Origin of the sequence: Ningiella ruwaisensis, from assembly GCF_004798935.1 — a bacterium.
In the GTDB taxonomy this organism is placed as follows: domain Bacteria; phylum Pseudomonadota; class Gammaproteobacteria; order Enterobacterales; family Alteromonadaceae; genus Glaciecola; species Glaciecola ruwaisensis.
This window is the reverse complement of record NZ_RAHT01000002.1, coordinates 278,254-300,587: the sequence shown is the minus strand read 5'-3', so window position 1 is coordinate 300,587 and position 22,334 is coordinate 278,254. Positions and strand designations below refer to the sequence as shown.

At 44.7% G+C, this 22,334-nt stretch carries 20 protein-coding genes; 17 read left to right on the top strand and 3 right to left on the bottom strand.

Going from position 1 to position 22,334, the window contains the following annotated elements; genetic code table 11:
- Window positions 1-92: 92 nt before the first annotated feature.
- Complete coding sequence (locus tag D6V41_RS18510) at window positions 93-566, top strand: GIY-YIG nuclease family protein (RefSeq protein WP_421907553.1); 474 nt, start codon at window positions 93-95, stop codon at window positions 564-566.
- Between the two features lie 512 nt (window positions 567-1,078).
- On the opposite strand, the gene D6V41_RS04765 is transcribed toward D6V41_RS18510, so the two are convergent.
- The 3 genes from D6V41_RS04765 to D6V41_RS04755 form a co-directional block, all read right to left on the bottom strand.
- A complete protein-coding gene (locus D6V41_RS04765) occupies window positions 1,079-1,288 on the bottom strand; it encodes a hypothetical protein (protein ID WP_136250338.1) in 210 nt (69 codons plus the stop codon).
- Window positions 1,278-1,460, bottom strand: a complete 183-nt coding sequence (locus D6V41_RS04760) for a hypothetical protein (RefSeq protein WP_136250337.1) — start codon at window positions 1,458-1,460, stop codon at window positions 1,278-1,280. Before D6V41_RS04760 ends, D6V41_RS04765 begins: the two co-directional genes overlap by 11 nt.
- 443 nt (window positions 1,461-1,903) lie before the next feature.
- Window positions 1,904-3,124 (bottom strand): dipeptidase, encoded by a 1,221-nt coding sequence (locus D6V41_RS04755; protein WP_136250336.1) that lies wholly within the window; start codon window positions 3,122-3,124, stop codon window positions 1,904-1,906.
- 389 nt (window positions 3,125-3,513) lie between these two features.
- Here D6V41_RS04755 and D6V41_RS04750 point away from each other — a divergent pair, with 389 nt between their 5' ends.
- From D6V41_RS04750 to ftsZ, 16 genes are all read left to right on the top strand, one after another.
- Window positions 3,514-4,293 carry a SapC family protein gene (locus D6V41_RS04750; RefSeq protein ID WP_136250335.1) on the top strand — a complete coding sequence of 260 codons (780 nt, stop codon included), beginning with the start codon at window positions 3,514-3,516 and terminating at the stop codon, window positions 4,291-4,293.
- A gap of 267 nt (window positions 4,294-4,560) precedes the next feature.
- Window positions 4,561-5,019, top strand: a complete 459-nt coding sequence (gene mraZ, locus D6V41_RS04745) for a division/cell wall cluster transcriptional repressor MraZ (RefSeq protein WP_136250334.1) — start codon at window positions 4,561-4,563, stop codon at window positions 5,017-5,019.
- A complete protein-coding gene (gene rsmH / locus D6V41_RS04740) occupies window positions 5,016-5,954 on the top strand; it encodes a 16S rRNA (cytosine(1402)-N(4))-methyltransferase RsmH (protein WP_136250333.1) in 939 nt (312 codons plus the stop codon). Before mraZ ends, rsmH begins: the two co-directional genes overlap by 4 nt.
- Before the next feature lie 21 nt (window positions 5,955-5,975).
- Window positions 5,976-6,314: a cell division protein FtsL gene (ftsL, locus tag D6V41_RS04735; RefSeq protein WP_136250332.1), complete on the top strand. Its 339-nt coding sequence runs from the start codon at window positions 5,976-5,978 to the stop codon at window positions 6,312-6,314.
- A complete protein-coding gene (locus D6V41_RS04730; RefSeq protein WP_136250331.1) occupies window positions 6,311-8,137 on the top strand; it encodes a penicillin-binding transpeptidase domain-containing protein in 1,827 nt (608 codons plus the stop codon). Before ftsL ends, D6V41_RS04730 begins: the two co-directional genes overlap by 4 nt.
- Window positions 8,124-9,992: a Mur ligase family protein gene (locus D6V41_RS04725; protein WP_168710967.1), complete on the top strand. Its 1,869-nt coding sequence runs from the start codon at window positions 8,124-8,126 to the stop codon at window positions 9,990-9,992. Before D6V41_RS04730 ends, D6V41_RS04725 begins: the two co-directional genes overlap by 14 nt.
- The gene (locus tag D6V41_RS04720) at window positions 9,985-11,424 is read left to right on the top strand and encodes a UDP-N-acetylmuramoyl-tripeptide--D-alanyl-D-alanine ligase (RefSeq protein WP_136250329.1); all 1,440 of its coding nucleotides are present in this window, start codon (window positions 9,985-9,987) and stop codon (window positions 11,422-11,424) included. Before D6V41_RS04725 ends, D6V41_RS04720 begins: the two co-directional genes overlap by 8 nt.
- Window positions 11,418-12,500, top strand: a complete 1,083-nt coding sequence (mraY, locus tag D6V41_RS04715) for a phospho-N-acetylmuramoyl-pentapeptide-transferase (protein ID WP_136250328.1) — start codon at window positions 11,418-11,420, stop codon at window positions 12,498-12,500. The genes D6V41_RS04720 and mraY overlap by 7 nt, the downstream gene beginning before the upstream one ends.
- A gap of 10 nt (window positions 12,501-12,510) precedes the next feature.
- Window positions 12,511-13,989, top strand: coding sequence for a UDP-N-acetylmuramoyl-L-alanine--D-glutamate ligase (gene murD / locus D6V41_RS04710; protein WP_136250327.1), 1,479 nt, complete (start codon window positions 12,511-12,513; stop codon window positions 13,987-13,989).
- Window positions 13,986-15,338, top strand: coding sequence for a cell division protein FtsW (gene ftsW, locus D6V41_RS04705; RefSeq protein WP_136250326.1), 1,353 nt, complete (start codon window positions 13,986-13,988; stop codon window positions 15,336-15,338). The genes murD and ftsW overlap by 4 nt, the downstream gene beginning before the upstream one ends.
- Window positions 15,331-16,494, top strand: a complete 1,164-nt coding sequence (gene murG, locus D6V41_RS04700) for an undecaprenyldiphospho-muramoylpentapeptide beta-N-acetylglucosaminyltransferase (protein ID WP_136250325.1) — start codon at window positions 15,331-15,333, stop codon at window positions 16,492-16,494. Before ftsW ends, murG begins: the two co-directional genes overlap by 8 nt.
- The gene (murC, locus tag D6V41_RS04695; RefSeq protein WP_136250324.1) at window positions 16,491-18,071 is read left to right on the top strand and encodes a UDP-N-acetylmuramate--L-alanine ligase; all 1,581 of its coding nucleotides are present in this window, start codon (window positions 16,491-16,493) and stop codon (window positions 18,069-18,071) included. Before murG ends, murC begins: the two co-directional genes overlap by 4 nt.
- On the top strand, window positions 18,064-19,011 hold the full coding sequence (locus D6V41_RS04690; RefSeq protein ID WP_136250323.1) for a D-alanine--D-alanine ligase: 948 nt from the start codon (window positions 18,064-18,066) through the stop codon (window positions 19,009-19,011). The genes murC and D6V41_RS04690 overlap by 8 nt, the downstream gene beginning before the upstream one ends.
- Before the next feature lie 21 nt (window positions 19,012-19,032).
- Window positions 19,033-19,866: a cell division protein FtsQ/DivIB gene (locus tag D6V41_RS04685; RefSeq protein ID WP_136250322.1), complete on the top strand. Its 834-nt coding sequence runs from the start codon at window positions 19,033-19,035 to the stop codon at window positions 19,864-19,866.
- 14 nt (window positions 19,867-19,880) lie between these two features.
- Entirely contained in the window at window positions 19,881-21,110 is a 1,230-nt protein-coding gene (gene ftsA / locus D6V41_RS04680; protein WP_136250321.1) for a cell division protein FtsA, read from the top strand.
- Window positions 21,111-21,179: 69 nt separating this feature from the next.
- On the top strand, window positions 21,180-22,310 hold the full coding sequence (ftsZ, locus tag D6V41_RS04675) for a cell division protein FtsZ (RefSeq protein ID WP_136250320.1): 1,131 nt from the start codon (window positions 21,180-21,182) through the stop codon (window positions 22,308-22,310).
- The last annotated feature ends 24 nt before the right edge of the window (window positions 22,311-22,334 follow it).

Sequence of the window (22,334 nt, the reverse complement as noted above, 5' to 3'; positions counted from 1 at the left end):
TGCAGGGCCTTATTTTATTTTGTTTAGCTTTTGTACAATTTTGTATTTGATATTTACGTTCGAAGAAACGTCATCGTGGAAGAAACGTCATCGTGGAAGAAACGTCATCGTGGAAGAAACGTCATCGTGGCGAAAGCCATCTATACCGTCGTCATCGTGGCAAACGCCACGACCTCCTTAAATTTCTACCTATGTCAAAAAAACAGACACTTAGGACGGCTACGCGGTCAAACTTAAAGCACTACAATAGTGAATCATTGTTGAAATGGAATTTTTTAATGAAACAGCCCTGCGTTTATATTATTACCAATAAACACAATACAACACTTTATATCGGTGTAACGAGTAATCTTCCTCAACGAATCTATCAACATAAGGCTAAGCTAGTTGCAGGCTTCAGCAAAAGATACAATTTGCAAAAATTAGTTTATTTTGAACAGTTTTCTACGATGGAGGATGCAATTCTTAGAGAAAAGAGACTAAAGAATTGGCGAAGAGCATGGAAGGACGATTTGATTTCCGCTGAAAATCCAAACTGGAAGGACCTGTACGAAAATTGCCTTTGATTAAAGATTGTTAGGTTCCAAGGGGGTCGCGGCTTTCGCCACGATGACGATCCTTTCGCCACGATGACGATGCTTTCGCCACGATGACGTTTCTTTCGCCACGATGACGTTTCTTTCGCCACGATGACGTTTCTTTCGCCACGATGACGTTTCTTTCGCCACGATGACGTTTCTTTCGCCACGATGACGGCTCTTCGATTTTACTTTGCTAAAACTGAATTAGTCTTTATCAACTATACGAACTAGCGCAGGTCTTTGATTGAAGGTTGCGTTTCTTCTTCTTTTTTAATTAAAAAGTTATAACAGCCAAGTAAAAGGAAAAAGGGAAATAAATCCAATTCAAATATTATTTTGAACGCTCCATTGTTGATGACATAAACCACATTCAGATAAGCAAGATAAAGGCCGAAAAAAGATAATGAATCTAAAACAATTTTTTTAAGTGTTCTCATAATCTAAATCGGAAAATTAAAACTTCATTTTCCGATGTCTCCTTAAATTTATGTAAAAGGTTATAACAATGGGTCGTTTTGTGAGTCTAAGAAGCCCTGTAATCGCCCCTCTCTATTCATCGAATGTAAATCGCGAGAATTTTTGCTATACGCCGACTCAGCAAGTTGACTTCCGATAGCACGACCAATGTAAGACCAAGTGCTCGACCAACCGCCGACTATTTGCAAAGTATCTTCAAAATCTAATTCATTTCTATCCTTACCAACCATTTTGTTCCCTCAATTTTGCTTTTGTTTCATTAAACCCGCTTTGAAAGCCTTCTTTAGCATGCATGCTTGCATCCGTAGTAGCGACTGCTGCCAATACAACGCGCCCCAAAGTTACCCATAAAATGCCTCCAGAGACACTTTGCAAATCGTTTTTATTTGAAAGTTCAACCATTTTAACTCCATTTAATATTTAGTTTGTCTTATCAGCAAGACGTTTTTAATAATAATGCTTAAAATTTGAATCTAAACTGTATTGACGGACTGATTAAAAAAAGCTTTCTTTGCCGACGATTTGATTTCCGCTGAAAATCCAAATTGGAAGGGCCTGTACGAAAATTGTCTTTGATTAAAGATTGTTAGGTTCCAAGGGGGTCGCGGCTTTCGCCACGATGACGCGGCTTTCGCCACTATGACGATGCGTTCGCTACGATGACGAATTTTTGGATGATGTGTTCCAAGGAGGTCGTGGCTTTCGCCACGATGACGATGCTTTCGCCACGATGACGATGCTTTGGCCACGATGACGATGCTTTGGCCACGATGACGATGCTTTTGCCACGATGACGATGCTTTTGCCACGATGACGTTTCTTCTGTCACGACTGTCTTTAAATATTCAAGACTCAGCTGCGACTCGCTCTACCTCCCGCCACACGCGAAGCACGTTCTCATTTAGGATCTTTTTAATATCTTCTTCGCTGTAACCGCGATCAAGCAAACCTTCTACTAAATTAGGGAAGGTGGATACATCCTTTAAACCTGTCGGAAGTGAGTCACCTACGCCGTCGTAATCAGAGCCAATACCAATGTAATCAATGCCTACTAAATCACGGACATAATCAATATGGTCCAACACGATGTTTAAATCAGCAAAAGGATACGGGTTGTCTTGCATGTATTTGCGATTAAATTCTGCGACCTCTGGACTATCTTCACCATGCTCATCAATAAGAGCCTGACGTTTTTCCCCTAAGGTATCTCGCCATGCTCTGGCAACGGGGCTGACAAATCCGGAGCCAAAGTTAATCATGATCACGCCGCCCTTTTCTGCGAGCTTTTTGACCATGTCATCACTCATGTTCCTTTCAAAACCCGGTGTAAATCGGCGCAAAGAAGAGTGTGAAGCAATAACAGGTGCTTTGCTTAAATCCACCGCTTGATAAAAAGCGGCATCTGATACATGAGAAATATCCACAATAATGCCCAGCTTGTTCATTTCAGCAACCATTTCTTTACCAAATGGACTCAGACCGTTCCACTGTCGGCGCAAATCGTAAGATGAATCGCTGATATGATTTGACTGTGAATGGGCAAGGGTAATGTATCGAATGCCCCGTTCGTAAAAATGTTTTAAGGTGTCGAGACTGCCTTGCACAGGTGAGCCATTCTCCATGCCCATGGGAAGTGAAATCAGCCCTTTTTCAAAATTTTCCTCAACATCGCTGACGCTGTAAGCCAGCGCAAATTTATCTGGCGCGCGGCCAACGATGGCCTCAACGGAGTCAATCAGGCGATGCGCTAATTTTGTTGAGGCAGATGAGTTGTCCAGACTAGCAGGCACGTAAATTGACATAAAAGGCGCATCTAAACCGCCGGCAACTGCACGAGGATAATCAAAATCACCGCCTTCGGTAGCCTGGGTTACATCTACCCACTGCTTTTCAACCCGATAGGGTACATCTATATGCCCGTCAACGATGATATTTTGCTGTACAATTCGCTTGGCCGCTTGCGCATTTGTTTCATTGTTGCTTGCAAGTTTGGATGAATTTGCACATGCGCTGATTTGAAGGGCGAAAGCTAAACCTAAACAGATTTTTATTTTTGATGAGGGCATATAAAAGAACACTCCAATTTTTTATTCCTGTACGCCAACACTATACGCAAAGTTTTACTCAATGTCTTTGCCGGATGTTAGCATTTGGGATTTCCAGAGCAGTCTCTACTTCCGAGGTGAAAAGAGAGGCTCATAATAGCAATTAAGAATAGTAAATCAGTTACTTAGCCGCTAGCTCGTTAAATTCCTGTTAACGGGTGACATCTAATTCGCTTTACGCCATAATATGCGTCGTCCGATTAGGCAGGTAAGCCTTGAGCGAATCTATCCTATCAGCCCTTAACGATAATCTCGTCTATCTAAGACAGACAGCGTAATTAATTGACTAACTACAAGTTACTAACTACAAGCGACTAACTACAACAATTACATTCAAGAGAAGTAAGCAAATGGCTATGAATTATATTCCGCTTGATAAAGACAAGCACGGTGATTTGAAAATCGCCAAAAAAACTGATTTTTCATATGCGGCAAAAACGCATCTAGCAGCAGCTACAATTAGAGAATACGCACAACTGGCGGGCTCTATACCATTGGTATTTATCGAAGATCCTAATACTAAAAACATCCATTCAGTTGCCATGCTTGGCCTTGAGCAAGGCAGCAACCTGTATTATGCAGCAGAAAGATGGCAAGGTCCTCACGTACCTTTAAATATCCAGCGCTATCCATTTGACATCCGTCCTGACGGAGACAAGCTAGGCGTATTCATCGATGAAAACAGCGAAATGTTTGCTGATGAAGGTATTGCCTTGTTCACTGAATCTGGTGAAGCAACCGATTTTCTGAAAAATCGCCAGCAGTTTTTGGCAGATCTTGCCAATAGTGAAGTGCAGAACCAACGCTTTATTAAACAACTGACAGAGCTTGATTTGCTTGAAGAAATTCAACTGCGCGTTAACTACCAGTCTGGTCAGTCGCGAAATGTCACCGGTATAATGACAGTAAATGAAAAGCGTTTACTTGATTTAGACGATGATAAAGTCTTGGCAATGCATAAAGCGGGTTATTTAGGTGCTGCATATTCGATGATGTTATCCCTGAGCCAGCTCAATCGTTTAGTAGAGTTATCAAACAAAACAGATAACCCGATCCAATCGCTGCAGATATCGCCTAAAAACGCTGAAAATGCACAGGGAGCGCAAACAGCAGCGCAGCCTAACGCTTAAGCAACTGTTTTATATATTAAAAAGCAGTGCCTTGATAAGGTGCTGCTTTTTTTTATCTAAATTCAAACAGCTGTATGGGCGTACAGGCCTTGAATTTATTGAGCAAAAAGCGGTTTTTTATTGCGTAATAGCTTGACAGGTGGGGAGCATTATACATAAACTGTCAAAAAGTGGGGAAAAGTGGCGAAAAAGGGTTTTTAATATCAGGTGTAACCAGCTAATAAAAAAAACAACAAGCTACTAACAAGAACAATAGGCTAGGGGAAAATGTTCCGCGGCGCTAACGCAATCAATCTTGACAGTAAAGGCAGACTAACGATACCGACGAAGTATCGAGCCTCATTGATGGATGATTGTCAGGGACAACTGGTCTGCACCATTGATATTTCACAAAACTGTTTGCTGCTTTACCCCCTTCCCGAATGGGAAGAAATCGAACTTAAACTCCGCAAACTTTCTTCTACGAATCCTCATGAACGTCGTCTTTTACGCCTGCTTCTAGGGTATGCCTGCGAAGGTGAGATGGATAAGAGTGGTCGCATATTAATCGCACCTACGCTAAGGCAACACGCCGCGCTGGAAAAGCAAGTCATGTTGGTCGGTCAGTTGAACAAATTCGAAATTTGGAGCGATGATGCGTGGAGTCAACAAATTTCTGAAGATATCGCTATTGAACAACAAGGTGAGTTTGAACTTACTGAGCGTCTTCAGGAATTTTCTTTATGACCACCTTTGAGTCCGCCCATACTTCCGTTTTACTCAAAGAAAGCATTGATTCTCTGAATATCAATCCCGATGGCATTTATATTGACGCAACCTTCGGGCGCGGTGGTCATTCGCGAGCCATTTTACAGCGACTCTCTGATAAAGGGCGATTGATTGCCTTCGACAGAGATGTGTCTGCTATTAAAGCGGCTGAGTTTTTACAAAGCGATAAGCGTTTCAGTATTCATCACCGTCCTTTTGCTGAAATTGAAGAGCTAATTACCCGTCTTGGGCTTAAAGGATTCATCGATGGGGTGCTCATGGATATTGGCGTGTCCTCTCCTCAGCTTGATGAAGCAGCGCGCGGGTTTAGTTTTATGCATGATGGTCCGCTAGACATGCGAATGGATACTACACAGGGGCAGACCGCCGCCCAGTGGTTAAACAGTGCTTCGCTTGAAGACATTACCTTCGTATTAAAAGAATATGGAGAAGAAAAGTTTGGAAAGCGCATTGCGCATGCAGTGGTGGAGCAACGGGAAATAAAGCCGCTTGAAAGTACAAAAGAGTTCGCCAAGCTAATAGATAAAGCGGTTCCAGTTAAAGACAAACACAAACATCCAGCGACACGCGCATTTCAAGGCGTTCGTATTTTCATAAATGCAGAGCTTGATCAACTCGAGCAAGGTCTGGAAGGCGCGACTGAGGTGTTAAAGAGCCAAGGGCGACTATCAGTAATCAGTTTTCATTCGCTGGAAGACAGAATGGTAAAGCGCTTTATTAAAACAAAGAGCCAAGGCAAGCAAGCGCCAAAGCATTTACCCCTTACACAAACTGAACTCGACGAGGGCAAAGTACTTAAAGCAATAGGCAAGGCAATAAAGCCCAGCGCGCAAGAAATAGAGCAGAATAAGCGTGCACGCAGTTCAGTATTAAGGGTAGCGCAAAAGTTATGATGATTTTAAACGGCATATGTTATGACGACTGCAAGCTCTAAAAAAGGCGCCAACTTTAATCTGCTTCTAATAATTGCGACCGACTTAGGTCGTCATTTGTTTTTGTTTGCCTTATTTTTAGCCGTTTTAGCCAGTGCTCTCGCTGTAGTCGTGACTACGCATCAAAACCGTCAGTTAATCATTACGCAAGAACAACTCATTCAGGAAAAAGACGCTCTGGATATTGAATGGCGTCATCTCATCATAGAAGAAACCGCGCTGACTGAACATAATCGAATCGAACGTTTAGTGGAAGAAAAACTAAATATGCGTCGCCCTACTCAAGCCGATGAGAAACTTGTAAGGGTGAAGCCGCAATGACAATTTCCGCGATTTTACAAAAGCCAAAACAGCCTAAACGGGGACGCGCTTCACAAGGACAAAACAAGCGTAAAAAACAGGCCAAGCAAAACGTTGCCCCCGCGCTGGTGCAGTGGCGCTTTTACGTAGTGTTAGTTTGCGTAATTTTGGTGTTTGTTTGTTTAGCCGTTAGAGCGGCATTTATTCAGGTTATTCAGCCAGATCTACTGATTGAACGCGGGGATGATCGCACCATTCGAGTGAGAGACAACGCAAGTTATCGAGGCCTTATCACCGACAGGCACGGTCAGCAACTGGCAGTTTCTGTTCCTGCGCAAGCCATTTATGCCGACCCTAAAATTATCAACGAAAGGGGTGCATTGGATGATTATCGTCGCTGGCAAGCCCTTGCTGATGTGCTTGAAATTGATACCGACAAACTAATTGAACGAGTAGACAACCCAAAGCAACGCTTCGTTTACTTGCAGCGCCAAATCACGCCTGCAATGGCAAGATTCGTTGAAAAGTTAGCTATTCCGGGCGTTTATCTTCGCGAGGAATCAAAGCGCTACTACCCATCAGGCGAAGTTTCAGCTCATGTAATTGGCTTTACTGATGTGGACGATAAAGGGCTTGAGGGCATTGAACGTCTTTATAACGAGTGGTTAACCGGTACGCCAGATAAACGAAAAATCCGTCGTGATGCAAAAGGGCGGCAAATTGAAATTATTGAGCAGGAAGAAGGTAAAAAAGCGCAAGATCTCAAACTAACTATCGATCAGCGTATCCAGGCTCTTGCGTATCGTGAAATTAAAGAAGCAACCTTGCTATATCAGGCAACCTCGGCTTCTGTTGTAATTGTTGATGTGCATACTGGTGAGATTTTAGCGCTTGCCAACACACCTTCTTACAATCCTAATAATCGTGAGACGGTGAAGAGTTTTCGCGTGCGCAATCGCGCAATTACCGATGCCTTTGAGCCGGGTTCGTCATTAAAGCCCTTAGCAGTCCTTGCGGCGCTTGAGTTTGGTACAGCAGACAAAGACAGCATTATTGATACATCACCCGGTTGGATGCGAATGGGCGGAAGTCGTATTCAGGACCCGCGTAATTTTGGCGAAATCTCGCTTACTGAAATCATCAAACGCTCTTCAAATATGGGAACGTCCAAGTTGGCGCTGTCAGTAAGAAAAGAGTTTTTGATGGATTTGTATTACAACATGGGCTTAATGTCGGATACCGGTACGAACATGATTGGCGAATCAAGCGGTATTTTTCATGAGCGTAATCGCTGGTCAAAATTTGAATTGTCAACGCTTTCATTTGGATACGGTATTTCTGTAACGGCGGCGCAGCTTGCGCGCATGTATGCAACCATTGGCAATGGCGGGATGAAAATGCCGCTTAAAATTATCAAGGATATGCAAGAGACAGAAATGCCCGAGCGCGTGTTGAGTCAGGAAAACGCATATGCAGTGCTTGAAATGATGGAAACGGTGACGCAAACAGGTGGCTCTGGTGTAAAAGCGGCAGTGCCTGGCTATCGCATTGCGGGTAAAACCGGTACGAGTCGAAAGGCCGTAGCAGGTGGCTATGGTGAGGAATATGTCAATATCTTTGCTGGCATTGCCCCGGTATCCAATCCGCAAATTGCTGTAGTGGTGCTAATTAATGAGCCAGGCGGTGATAAATACTACGCTGGTGATACCGCCGCACCTACTTTTTCGGCAATAGTTTCGGGTGCATTACACATGCTGAATATTCCACCCGATGCAAAAAGTGCACTTGAAAAAGCGCAAAGTACTGAAAACACTGATGAAGGAGAATTGCATGCCGCTCGCTGAAACAATTGATGCATCTCCCTTAAATCAGCCGATGTTTTCTGGCACTGTGCTTATGTCTTTGCTTAATAAGTACGTACAGCAAAATATAGTTATGGCGTGCATTTCAGGCCCTGACGCTGAGACACAATTGGCAAAGGTTTCTCGTTTGAGCCTTGACAGCAGAACGGCAAACGCCAACACCGCCTTTGTTGCAATGAAAGGGCTTCAAACTGACGGCCATTTATTTATCGAAAGCGCAATTGCCAATGGCTGCAAACTGGTTTTGTGTGAAAAAAGCCCAAGTTTAGCAATTCAAGCGCTTGTCGTACGGGAAAACGCGAGCGTCTTTGTCTTCGAGGATTTAAAATCCAGCCTGCCGCATATTCTTCAAGATTTGTTTATCCAGGAAAGGGCAAATAACGCTAAGGCAGAACAGACTTTGATCACCGCCGTAACGGGTACAAACGGAAAAACGTCAGTGGCCTGGTTTTATGCACAGCTGCAGGCGCTTTTGACTGGTAAGTCGGCAAGCCTTGGCACCTTGGGTCTAAGTGTTTTTTCCTTAGACACAACTTTCAAGGCAGAAACTGCAGAAAACAATGCCAGCGAAGCGATTCAAACACATCAGCGCTCAGATGCGCAGATTTTATCGGAAAAAACAACGCCGCTCGGTGTCAATACGTCTCCTGATTTGATTAGCCAATTTGCTTGCCTGTCGTTTTTGCAAAAACAAAATGTTAAACGGTATTGTATCGAAGCTTCTTCACACGGCATCGATCAAGGCCGTCTATCGTGTTTACCCATTGATACGGCGATTTTCACCAACTTAACGCAGGATCATCTGGATTATCATAAAGATATGCAGCGATACGCTGCAGCAAAACGCGCCTTGCTTACTATTCACAGTCGTGGTTTTAGTCGTCCACTTGAAATAAACAAGGTGGTATTAAACGCTGATGACCCAGAGTCGCTTAACTGGGCAGGGCAAGTCAGTGCAAATCAGCAGCTTGTTTGGTATGGACTTCAGCTAGAGGCGATACCCGATAATGCGGAAAGATATTGCGTTGCAATGAATATTCAATATTTGAGCACTGGCTTAAGTTTTGATGTTAAATCAAGCTGGGGAGACAGCCATGTTTCACTTGTCCTTTACGGAAAGTTCAATGTATCCAACTTACTGGCTGCGATGAGTGCATTGCTGATGCAGGGCGCTGATTTTGCAAGGCTCAGCCAACTGGTTGAAAGACTGAAAGGTGTCCCCGGCAGAATGGAGATTTTCGCGCCTGTTTTGAGTAAGCCTGACTTTGAGCAAGAAAGCTCAAGCCCAGCAAAGGACAAACAGGCAGGTGAGGCTATTCAAACCTTTAACACTCGGAATAAAGGTACTTTGATTGTTGATTATGCGCACACCCCCGATGCCTTGTCTCAGGCTTTAAAGGCGGCTCGTCAACATGCTAAAGGTAAGCTTTTTTGTGTGTTTGGTTGCGGCGGCGACCGTGATAGAAGCAAGCGTCCCATTATGGGTAAAGTAGCCAGCAAATTGGCTGACATGCTTGTGATTACTGAAGATAATTCAAGAAATGAAGCCCCTGAAGACATTATCAAAGACATATTATCTGGAATAGAATTTAACTGCCCTCACCACATAGAAGTAACCCGAGAGAAGGCGGTACGGTGGGCATTTGAGCAAAGCAAGAAAGATGATTTAATCTTGCTTGCGGGCAAGGGGCATGAGGATTATCTGGAAATTAATAATAAGCGTATTGCCTATAGCGAGCGTGCATTAGCGAGGCAACTGACAGATCAATTTTCCACTCAAAGCCTCAAAGATAATAAACAAAAGCGCATTCAACCTGAGGAGCAGCAGTATGATTGAAATAAGCTTGGGTTGGTTCACTAAAGCCATAAGCGGTGAGTTGAGTACTAACAGTGTAATTGATATGCGTATATCTTCAGTGAGTACCGACACGCGAAACCTGCAAAAAGGCGATGTTTTCATTGCACTGGTAGGCAACAATTTCAACGGTCACGATTACATTCCTAAAGCCCTTGAAAAGGGTGCAAGCGCGGTTGTCGTAAGTCAGGTTGTAGATTGTCCATTACCGTTGATCCGCGTTAAAGATACACGCATTGCCTTGGGCGAGCTTGCTGCCGCTGTAAGAAATGTGGTCAATCCGAAAGTAGTGGGTATTACAGGAAGCAGTGGTAAAACAACAGTAAAAGAAATGGCCTCAGCAATCCTGGCTCAGCGAGGCAAAGTGTTGGCAACAAAAGGGAATTTTAACAATGACATTGGCGTGCCGCTTACTTTGCTAAATCTCGAAAAACAGCACGAATATGCCGTGGTGGAAATGGGCGCAAATCATCAGGGTGAAATTGACTATACCACTATGCTTGTGCGTCCTGATGCAGCCACTATCATTAATGCAGCACCTTCACATTTGCAGGGATTTGGGAGTTTATTCGGCGTAGCTCGCGCAAAAAGTGAAATTTTCCGTGGCTTAGGTGAAGACGGGGTGGCGGTGGTCAATACCGATAGTCAGTTTTATGAGTTTTGGCAGGGCAAAAACGAGCATCACCGTATGGTGACCTTTTCGCCAACAAGCGAAAGTGGCCATTATCATGCTATCAACCGCTTTATAAATAACGATGGTTGCGGCGAATTTGAGCTTGTTACACCTCAAGGTAAAGTCGCGATCCGCTTGCGTGTGCCCGGTCAACACAATATCGGTAATGCAGTGGTAGCGGCTGCATTATCAATGGAAGTAGGCGCCAGTTTGGAAAATGTGCAAAAAGGCTTATTTGACATGCGCGGCGTAAGCGGACGACTGAACGTGAAAAGCCTCGGTTCCTACATACGAGTAATCGATGATTCTTATAATGCGAATGTTGCTTCAACAAAAGCTGCAATCGATTTGTTAGTTAATTATCAAGGCCCGAGAGTGCTGGTGTTCGGCGATATGGGAGAGCTTGGCGATCAGAGTCAAAACTACCATATCCAGATTGGCGAATATGCAAAAGAGAAGGGTGTAGATGCACTTATTACCATTGGCCAGTTGAGTGAGCATACAAGTCGCGTATTTAGCGAGACAGGTACGCATTGCGCAGATGTCGATGCCATCATAACTCAGCTAAATTTATTAATTGATGCGGCAATCAACGCCAATAAAACACCAATCAACATATTAGTCAAAGGGTCTCGAAGCGCCAAAATGGAGCGTGTCGTCGAAGCCTTAAATCAATCGTATGCGCAAAGTGCTCAACACCCTGGCGTAACGCAAAATGAAAAGGAGTCTGGCTCATGTTAATTTGGTTGGCCGACTGGCTTACGCAGTTTGAAAGCGCTTTTAATGTCTTTTCATATCTGACCTTACGTGCAATTTTAAGTACGCTCACCGCTTTATTGATTGCCATAATGATTGGGCCAAAAATGATTTTGTGGCTTCAACGTATGCAAATCGGTCAAACTGTTCGCAACGATGGCCCGCAAAGCCATTTGTCTAAATCGGGCACACCTACCATGGGTGGAGTACTGATACTTGCCGCTATTCTTACGAGTTGTTTATTGTGGGCAGATTTGTCGAATCGCTATGTACTGGTTACGCTGTTTGTGGTGGTGAGCTTTGGAATTTTGGGTTTTGTAGATGATTATCGCAAAGTTGTAAGAAAAGATCCGAAAGGCTTAATCGCAAAATGGAAATACTTTTGGCAGTCGATTATCGCTATTGTGGTCGCTTATTTTTTATATAGTTCAGCGACACTTCCGCAAGAAACTTCGCTCATTGTGCCCTTTTTCAAAGATATTTTGCCTCAGCTAGGCATGTTTTACATGGTGGTGGCTTACTTTGCAATTGTGGGAACAAGTAATGCTGTAAATCTCACCGATGGTCTTGACGGGCTGGCAATAGTACCGACTATTTTGGTGGCTGGGGCCTTTGCGATTTTTGCCTATGTGACCGGCAATGCTAACTTTTCAGACTACCTGAACATTCCGTTTATCCCCTTAACAGGCGAATTGGTAATTGTGTGCACAGCAATAGTCGGCGCAGGCTTGGGCTTTTTGTGGTTCAACACCTATCCGGCACAAGTGTTCATGGGTGATGTGGGGTCTTTGGCGCTTGGCGGTACTTTAGGTGTATTAGCCGTTTTAGTTAGGCAGGAAATTGTCTTAATTATTATGGGCGGCATTTTTGTGGCCGAAACGCTATCGGTCATTTTACAAGTAGGCAGTTTTAAAATGCGTGGAAAGCGTATTTTCAGGATGGCACCGATCCATCACCATTACGAACTAAAAGGATGGCCCGAGCCCCGTGTGATTGTTCGTTTCTGGATTATTTCACTAATTCTTGTGTTGGTTGGCTTAGCCACACTAAAACTGCGATAGGCAAACAACAATGACCGCGCTCGCTGAATCCAGCTCTTTAAACACTCAATATCATGGCCGCCATTTCGCCTTGGTAGGAATGGGTGTGAGCGGAAAAGCCAGCGCCAGGTTTTTACTTAGCCAAGGCGCAAAAGTGACAGTTTTTGATAAACAGGCTTTAAACCGCGAAATCCTCATCAAAGAGCTTTCAATCGGGCAAGCGAAAGAAAACGCTTTTCACTGCGAACTACTTTTGCCCAACAGTCAATTAGCTGACTATGATCACATTGTATTAAGTCCGGGTATCGATCCAAAGCAAGCGCCACTTTCCCAGTTCATCGCCACTGAAAAACTAATAAGCGATTTGGATTTATTTGCAGCTCACAATCATCTGCCCTGCATTGGTATAACTGGCTCAAATGGCAAAAGCACCGTGGTTGATATGTTGCGCTGTACGTTAAATGCCTGCGGTTTAAACGTTGCCCTGGGAGGTAACTTTGGGGTTGCCGCCCTGGATTTACTGAATCAGGACGCAGACGTTGTAGTATTAGAATTATCCAGTTTTCAGTTGGAAATTACGCAATCACTACCCTTGAATGTGGCGTGTATTTTAAATGTCACGGAAGATCACATCGACAGACATCAAAGCCTTGAAAATTACGCCAAAGCCAAGCAGCGTATTTTTGAGCACGCGCAAAAATGCATTGTAAATCGCGATGACCACTTAACGTTCCCTCATCATTCATCCGAGAGTGCAGTGAGTATTTTACCAAGCTCAACGAAGTCACGCGGGAATTCAATGAATTCAGAAATTTGTGTGAGCGTTTCGCAAATAAACACAGAAGAATACGACAGTGACTTTGCTGACTCGGGGCATTTTTACCAAGACGCACAAGGTATCTATTTAAATCACACCAAATTAATTGATGCTTCAAGTTTACACTTACCTTTGCCCCACCTGATGTTTAACATGCAGGTGGTACTTGCTGTTCACTATGCCATGCAGTTGCCCATAGCCCCTGCGCTTGCTGCCTTAAAAGCTTATAAAGGCTTGCCTCACCGATTTGAGTTGATTGGGGAAAATGCTGAACTTCGATTTGTAAACGACTCAAAAGCAACAAATCCCGGTGCATGTGCCGTTGCGCTTAAATGTGTTGAGGCATTAAATTGGCCGACTATTTTAATCGCAGGAGGAGATGCAAAAGGTGCGGATTTGCAATCTTTAAAAAGCCTGTTTGAAAGCGCACTCAGTGCATGCATTGTGTTTGGCAAAGATGCGAATAAGCTCATCGATATTTATCCTGAAGCGCACAAGGTAAAGGATTTAAATGAGTCATTCGCCCTGGCCCTTAGCCTTGTGCGCCAGATGTCAGAAACAAACAGTTCACATGCACAGCAGCAACAACCGTATACGATTTTGTTGTCTCCTGCTTGCGCCAGTACGGATATGTTCCGCAATTACGAGCAGCGCGGTGAGCTGTTTAGACAGCTTGCTCTGGGGGTGTTATGAAATCGGATACTTCCACTTTAGCAAAGCTTTTTTCGCAAAAACACGATGGGTCAGATGTTTCATCTCCAAGAGCTTATCATTTGCCGCTTGTTTTGATTGCGGTAGCACTTTTCTCAATTGGTTTTGTGATTGTAACGTCAGCTTCAATGCCTATCGCAGACCGCTTGCATGATAACCCCTTTCACTTTGCCATAAGGCACTTGGTCTACATCACCATTGCGATTATTTCTGGCATGATTGTGCTAAACATTCCCATGCAGTTTTGGCGCGTAGCCAACCCTTATTTGCTATTTGTGGCGATTGGCCTACTCATTGCTGTTTTATTAATTGGGCGCAATGTCAACGGAGCAACCCGTTGGATTGTTGTGGGTCCAATCACGGTGCAGGCCGCAGAGCCCGCCAAGCTGTTCTTTTTTTGCTATTTAGCAGGATATCTGGTGAGGCGTTACGAGCAGGTCACCGAAACGATAAAAGGATTTGGAAAACCGCTCTTGGTATTTTTCCTGTTTGCCACCTTGCTATTGTTTCAACCTGATCTTGGCACCGTGATTGTTATGTTTGCCACCACGCTTGCATTACTGTTCTTGGCTGGCGCCAAGCTTTGGCAGTTTTTTGCCATCGCCTTCGCAGGCTTATCAGCGGTTGTAACACTCATTGTATTTTCTGAATATCGTATGCGCCGTATCACCGCATTTTTAGATCCATGGGCAGACCCCTTCGGTACTGGATATCAGCTCACGCAGTCTCTAATGGCTTTTGGTCGCGGTTCCTGGTTTGGGCAAGGGCTTGGCAACAGCGTACAAAAACTCGAGTTCTTACCTGAAGCGCATACCGACTTTATTATGGCCATCCTCGCTGAAGAACTTGGTTTTTTTGGTGTACTTCTTGTTTTGTTACTCATTCTGGCGATGGTGATATTTTCTCTCAGAATTGGCAGCAAAGCCTTGGCTAATGAGCGGCCTTTTGACGGATTTATCGCCTACGGTATTGGTATTTGGTTCAGTTTTCAGACCGCGGTCAATATTGGCGCCAGTTCAGGGATATTGCCCACTAAGGGCCTAACGCTTCCGCTTGTAAGCTACGGCGGCTCCTCAATTATTATTATGACCATTGCCCTTGCAATTCTGATCCGGATAGATTTTGAAATGCGAGTGGATGGTGTGCAGGCAATATCGCAGAAAAAGCGCGGCAATAAAAACAGCAGTAAGCGAGCGCGCCTGGCTTTGAAACGTGCAAAAGCGGAAAAGACCGCAGAAACGCACGCTGAATTTATGGATGAAGCTGATTCAGATTCACATACGGGTTTACGTGCAGGTTTAAATGCAGAGAACGGAGCGAGTTATGGCTGATAAAGCTACGGTCGCTTCAAAGGCGAATGCCACGCAAAGAACACAAAATAAAACTATTGTCATAATGGCAGGGGGGACGGGTGGACATGTCTTTCCTGGCTTGGCAGTTGCAGATGAACTCAGCGCTCGAGGGTGGCAAATCGAATGGTTTGGTACTGAGGATAAAATGGAAGCACAAGCGGTTCCTAAACATGGCTATCGCATTCACTTTTTACCCATCAGTGGTTTGCGAGGAAAAGGGATTGTTCGCAAATTAATCATGCCTTTTATGCTATTAAAAGCAGTGTTAAAAGCTCGCCAGATTTTAAAGCAACTCAAGGCAGACTTAGTACTTGGCATGGGTGGATACGCAAGCGGCCCGGGTGGCATAGCGGCTTATACCCTGCGCTTACCGCTGGTATTGCATGAGCAAAATGCTGTGTTTGGAATGACAAATCGTTACCTTTCAAAAATAGCTGACGAAGTTCTCTGTGGCTTTGATGTGAGTATCAATCAAGCGCAGTCAAAAGCACCAAAACGCTGTCGCTTTGTTGGCAATCCCATTCGTGCCTCTTTCTCAGAAGTGTCAGAATTATCAATTCGTAAACACACGTCGCGCAAGCCTGTAAATATACTGGTAGTTGGCGGAAGTTTGGGTGCACTTGCACTTAACGAACAGTTGCCTCAAATATTTACAGATCAACATGCGCACACACCCTTGGCCATCAAGCATCAAAGCGGTAAAGGAAAGTCTCAGGCACTTATTGAACGTTATCAATCACTCGGTCTTGATGCAGAGGTACTTGAGTTCATTGAAGATGTTCAAGCAGCTTACGACTGGGCAGATCTTGTCATCTGTCGTGCTGGCGCCCTTACGGTGGCTGAAGTAGCTGCGGCCGGACGACCTGCCATTTTTGTGCCTTTACCGATTGCTGTGGATGATCATCAAAGTATGAATGCAAATTATCTTGTGATGCAAGAAGCCGCATTTGTTGTGCAGCAAAAGCAGTTAAAGCAAGAGCTGCCAATGCATTTAAAAATACTTTGTGAAAATGAAGCACTGCGCAACGATATGGCTAAAAAAGCACGGAGCCTGGCGAAAATGGACGCAGCAAAACATGTTGCAGACCTTTGTGAATCTCTTGCTGAACAAGATACTAAGGAGGGCAGTCAATGAGTGTAAAAGCCTTGTCAAATACTGCGCTTGAGGCTGCCAGGCATAAAATGCGCTCCGTTGACACCATTCACTTTGTTGGCATTGGCGGTGCGGGAATGGGCGGAATTGCCGAAGTCATGTTAAATCTGGGATATCATGTTACAGGATCAGACGCCGTTCACAGCAATATGACTAAACGCCTCTCAGGTTTGGGTGCCAGCATTTTCTTTGAACATAAGGCAAGTCATGTTGAAAACTGTGATTTAGTGGTTGTATCCAGTGCGATAAAAGCAGATAACCCCGAAGTGTTAAGAGCCAGCGAGCTTCGTATACCCGTTATTCGCCGGGCGCAAATGCTGGCCGAGTTAATGCGTTTTCGCTACGGCATTGCTGTTGCCGGCACGCACGGAAAAACGACCACCACCAGTTTACTGGCTACCATTTATTCGCAGGCTGAGCTTGATCCTACATTTGTAATAGGCGGTTTGCTCAATAGTGCAGGCACTAATGCAAAGTTAGGCTCAAGCAAATACCTGATCGCCGAAGCAGACGAATCAGATGCGTCGTTTTTACACTTACAGCCAACCGTTTCCATTGTAACCAATATAGAAGCCGATCACCTTGAAGCATACGAAGGCGACTTTACTAAAATGCAGCAGGCCTATATTGAATTTTTGCATAACCTACCGTTTTATGGGCTGGCCGTCTTATGCGGAGACGATCCTGTTATTCAGGAGCTGCTACCTAAAATTGAGCGCAAATATATTACTTATGGCTTGGAGCCTCACAATGATATTGTGATCAGCGACATTGTTTATGGGGTGAATAGAAGCCAGTTCACGGTACAGAGAAAAAACACGCAAGCTCCTCCTTTGCGCGTAAAGCTGAGTCTTCCTGGCGTCCATAATGTATTAAATGCCACAGCTGCCATAGCCGTGGCGAGCGATGAAGGTATTGCAGATCAAGACATGCTTGCTGCTTTAGCCTCATTTGGTGGTATCGGACGACGTTTTCAGCATTTAGGCGACTTTAGTTTAAATATCGGTTCTGCCAATCAGTTACAAAGTCCATTGTCTGCTACAGAGCAAAATGTTGAGAGCACTATACAAGTCACATTAATGGATGATTATGGACATCACCCAACCGAGGTGGCAATGACTATCGCCGCTGCAAGGAGTAACTGGCCTGAAAGACGATTGCTTATGGTTTATCAGCCTCATCGATATACCCGTACACGCGACCTATATGAGGAATTTGTAGAAGTGCTATCTGATGTGGACGTTTTATTGTTATTGGATATTTACGCAGCCAGTGAGAATCCTATCGACGGTATTGATAGCAAAACCTTATGTCGGTCTATTCGACAGCGCGGAAAAGTTGATCCTGTTTATGTAGGTGAACCTGAACATTTGTATACAGTGCTGCCCGACTTGTTGCATGATCAGGATGTGCTGTTTATGCAAGGTGCAGGTAACATCGGTACGCTAGCTCAAGGGCTGGCAAGCGCATTCAGCAGAATGGAAACTCGTCATGACGATTTATCCGGATTAACACAATTTGCAGAGCAAAAGCTTAAGAGAGACAAGCGCGATGATTGAAATGCACGATGCGAGCGTTTATGGAAAAGTGGCCGTTTTACTGGGTGGTGACTCAGCGGAACGAGAAGTCAGTCTCGCGTCTGGCCGGGCGGTGTTAAGCGCGCTTTTAGAAGCCGGCATTGATGCCCATCCCTTTGACCCCGCAGAGCGCTCAATCCATGAATTGCTTAGCGATAATTTTGAGCGGGCCTTTATTATTTTACACGGCCGCGGCGGTGAAGATGGCGTGATGCAAGGCGCTTTGGAACAGCTAGATATCCCATATACGGGAACGGGCGTACTGGGCTCAGCGCTTGCGATGGATAAAGTCTTATCTAAACTGGTTTGGTCTGCTCGCGATCTGCCAACCGCCGACTATCGAGTGCTCGATAAACAAACCTTCAATGCAAACGAATGTGCCCAAATCCTCGAGGATTTAGGCGGTAGCGTCATGGTCAAGCCCTCACATGAAGGCTCAAGCATCGGCATGGCAAAAGCTAATAATGCCGAACAATTGGCTCGCGCCGTAGAGGATGCCTTTAGCTACGATGACAACGTGCTGGTTGAAGCCTACATTAACGGGCCCGAATACACTGTCGCAATTCTTAATGGACAGGCGTTGCCTTCCATTCGCATGACATCGCCAAATGTATTTTATGATTATGAAGCCAAGTATCAGACCAACACAACGCAGTATTTTTGTCCATCGGGCTTACCTATGGCGCAAGAGCAACAGTTAGCGCGCCTTGCACTTACCGCGTTTGAAGCACTTTCTGGTAAGGGCTGGGGAAGAGTGGATGTAATGCGTGATAATAACGGTAATTTTTTTCTGCTCGAATCAAACACCGTTCCGGGCATGACAGAAAAGTCACTTGTGCCAAAAGCGGCGAAGCAGGCGGGGATCAGTTTCACGCAATTGGTGATCAACATTTTAAATGAAACGCTTGAGAATCAAAAATAACCAGCAAGGCAAATTGAACGAATGGCAAATGAGCTAAGCGTAAATACAAACACACAGCAGTATGAGGAGGACAAAGTATCTCTCCCTGTAGGCCTGACTGTGTTTGTTATTGTTATTGCTTTGCTGATATACGGCGCCTACAAAGCTTATGAGTGGCTGCAGGATGAGCAGCAATTACCTGTGCAGTCTATTGTATTTACGGGAGAGCTGAGCATGATTTCGCCCGACTGGTTAGAAACCTTAATCAGAGAAAGCAATAGTGGCAGTTTTTTTGCTATAGATGTTAATGAAGTGCACCAACTGGTTGAATCACAAGCGTGGGTGTACAGCGCATCAATTAGAAAGCGCTGGCCAAGTAGCCTGTATATTCACATAGTGGAGCAAAAGGCGGTTGCTCAGTGGAACGATGACATGCTTTTGAATAAATATGGTGAATCGTTTGACGGAATATCGGCACTTAAACAACAGATTAATGCTGCCTCAGAACAGGAGGAATCTCAACTGGAGATTCGTCTGCCGAAGTTATTTGGGCCAGGCGGAAGTGAAAAAACAGCTCTGACTGGATATCAGCATATGCGAGCGCTTTTACGTGCCAGTGGACAAAAAATTAAGATGTTAAATTTGAGCGAACGATTTGCCTGGACGGTGAAACTCGAGAACGGCATCACGCTCAATTTAGGCAGACAGGAATATATTAAGCGATTACAAAGATTTATCGATGTATTTCCGCTACTAAAAGATGAAAAAAAAGCAATAAATTATATAGATTTGCGGTATGATACAGGACTGGCAGTGGGATGGGCAGATGCCTTCCCGATTTCTGCAGCTGATACCGATAACAATACGAACAATTAAGGTGGTTATTCAGCGTGTCTAAGGCGTTAGAAAGAGATCTCATAGTCGGACTCGACATTGGCACAAGCATGGTCAAAGCTGTGGTAGGTGAAATCCTGCCTGACGGTCATTTGAGCATTGTTGGCGTGGGTGAGCATAAATCCCGTGGCATGGAAAAGGGCGGCGTAAACGACCTTAACCTGGTCGTTCAATCCGTTCGTAATGCAATTGAGCAAATGGAGTTGATGGCCGATTGCCATGTATCAAGCGTATTTATGTCCATAAGCGGTCGCCATGTGCAGTGTCAAAATGAGACGGGCATGGTGCCTATCAACAATCAGGAAGTTACGCAAGATGATGTGGATAACGTTATTCACGCGGCACGTTCGGTACCAATGGCTGCAGAGCGAAAACTGCTGCATGTATTACCACAGGAATTTGTGATTGATGTACAGGAGGGAATTAAAAATCCCATCGGCATGTCGGGCGTGAGAATGGTAGCAGCCGCACATATTATTACTTGTGCGGACGATATGGCAAAAAATATGGTGAAATGTATTGAAAATTGTGATCTCATAGTAGATCAGACCATCTTCAGTGCGTTAGCCTCGTCGTACGCAGTGTTGACGGACGATGAAAAAGAACTCGGTGTATGTGTTGCGGATATTGGTGGTGGGACCATTGATATCGTGATTTACACAGACGGTGCGATTCGTCATACTGCGGTAATACCGCTTGGTGGCAATCAAATCACAGGCGATATTGCGAAAATATTTCGCACGCCAATGAATAACGCCGAGCAGATAAAAGTGAATTATGCTTGTGCGCTAAAAGATATGGTAAGCATGGAGGAGACCATTGAAGTCCCTAGTGTGGGCGGACGCCCATCTAGAGGAATGTCTCGCCATACCTTGGCCGAAGTCATCGAGCCGAGATACCATGAATTACTTGAAATTGCGTATGAGCAAATCAAAGCCAGTGGATTTGAAGATCAAATCGCCGCTGGTTTAGTTATAACCGGTGGTACTGCCAAAATGGAAGGGGCAGTGGAGTTTGCAGAAGAAGTGTTTCAAATGCCAGTAAGAGTAGGAAAACCACATTCTGTTAAAGGGCTTGCTGAATATGTTGACGATCCAAGTTACGCCACAGCAGTAGGTCTTTTACAATATGGAAAACAAAATTCTAATAATAAGAAAGCACCATCAAAAAATGGTGACGAGAGCGTGTTAAAGCGCATACAAAGTTGGTTTAAAGGTGAGTTTTAGGGGACCTTTAAGCGCTAAATCAATATAAAACCTGTGCGCACAGGTTTTTAAAGGTATCGGAGAATTATAATGTTCGAACTGATGGATAATCCAAGCGACGAAGCCGTCATCAAAGTTGTTGGTGTTGGCGGAGGCGGCGGCAATGCTGTTGAGTACATGGTATCGCAAGTCATAGAAGGTGTTGACTTTATTGCCATGAATACTGACGCGCAAGCCTTAAAAAATTCTACTGCATCAGTCAAACTGCAAATAGGCAATGAACTCACCAAAGGCCTGGGTGCAGGTGCAGATCCAAATGTTGGCCGCGAGGCCGCACAAGAAGACAGAGAAAAGATTCGTCAAACCCTTGAGGGGGCTGATATGGTCTTTATCACTGCAGGTATGGGCGGTGGCACAGGTACAGGTGCTGCGCCAGAGGTCGCGAAACTTGCTAAAGACATGGGTATTTTAACGGTTGCAGTTGTTACCAAACCTTTCCCGTTTGAAGGGAAAAAACGTGCCGAATTTGCTAACCAAGGGATCGCCGAATTATCTAAATATGTCGATTCTTTGATTACCATTCCAAACGAAAAGCTGCTCAAAGTCATGGGCCGTGGTACGCCATTGCTTCAAGCGTTTAGTGCAGCTAACGATGTACTTCGTGGTTCTGTTCAGGGTATTGCAGAGCTTATCACCCGCACCGGTCTTGTTAACGTTGACTTTGCCGATGTTAAAACCGTTATGTCAGAGATGGGCACAGCGATGATGGGAAGCGGTATCGGAAAAGGCGAAGACCGAGCAGAGGAAGCGGCTGAAGCTGCGATTGCCTGTCCACTACTTGAAGACATCGATTTGTCTGGCGCGCGCGGTATTTTGGTAAATATCACAGCGGGAATGGACTTTGCGATCGATGAGTACGAAACCATTGGTAATGCAGTTAAGGCCTTTGCTTCTGAGAACGCAACCGTTGTAGTTGGAACCGTAATTGATCCTGAAATGACAGACGAGGTGCGAGTAACGGTAGTCGCAACAGGTATAGGTGCTGAACGAAAGCCTGATATCACGCTTGTGGACAATGATCGAACGCCGCAGCGTGCAACAGGAACTGATAGCGCTTCGCCAATTAGTGCGCCTAGAGGTCAAAAAGCAGAAGAAGAGTCACCATCAGGTGAGCTTGAATATCTTGATATTCCTGCATTTTTGAGAAGACAGGCAGACTAACTGGTCTGAACAGACTAAAATATC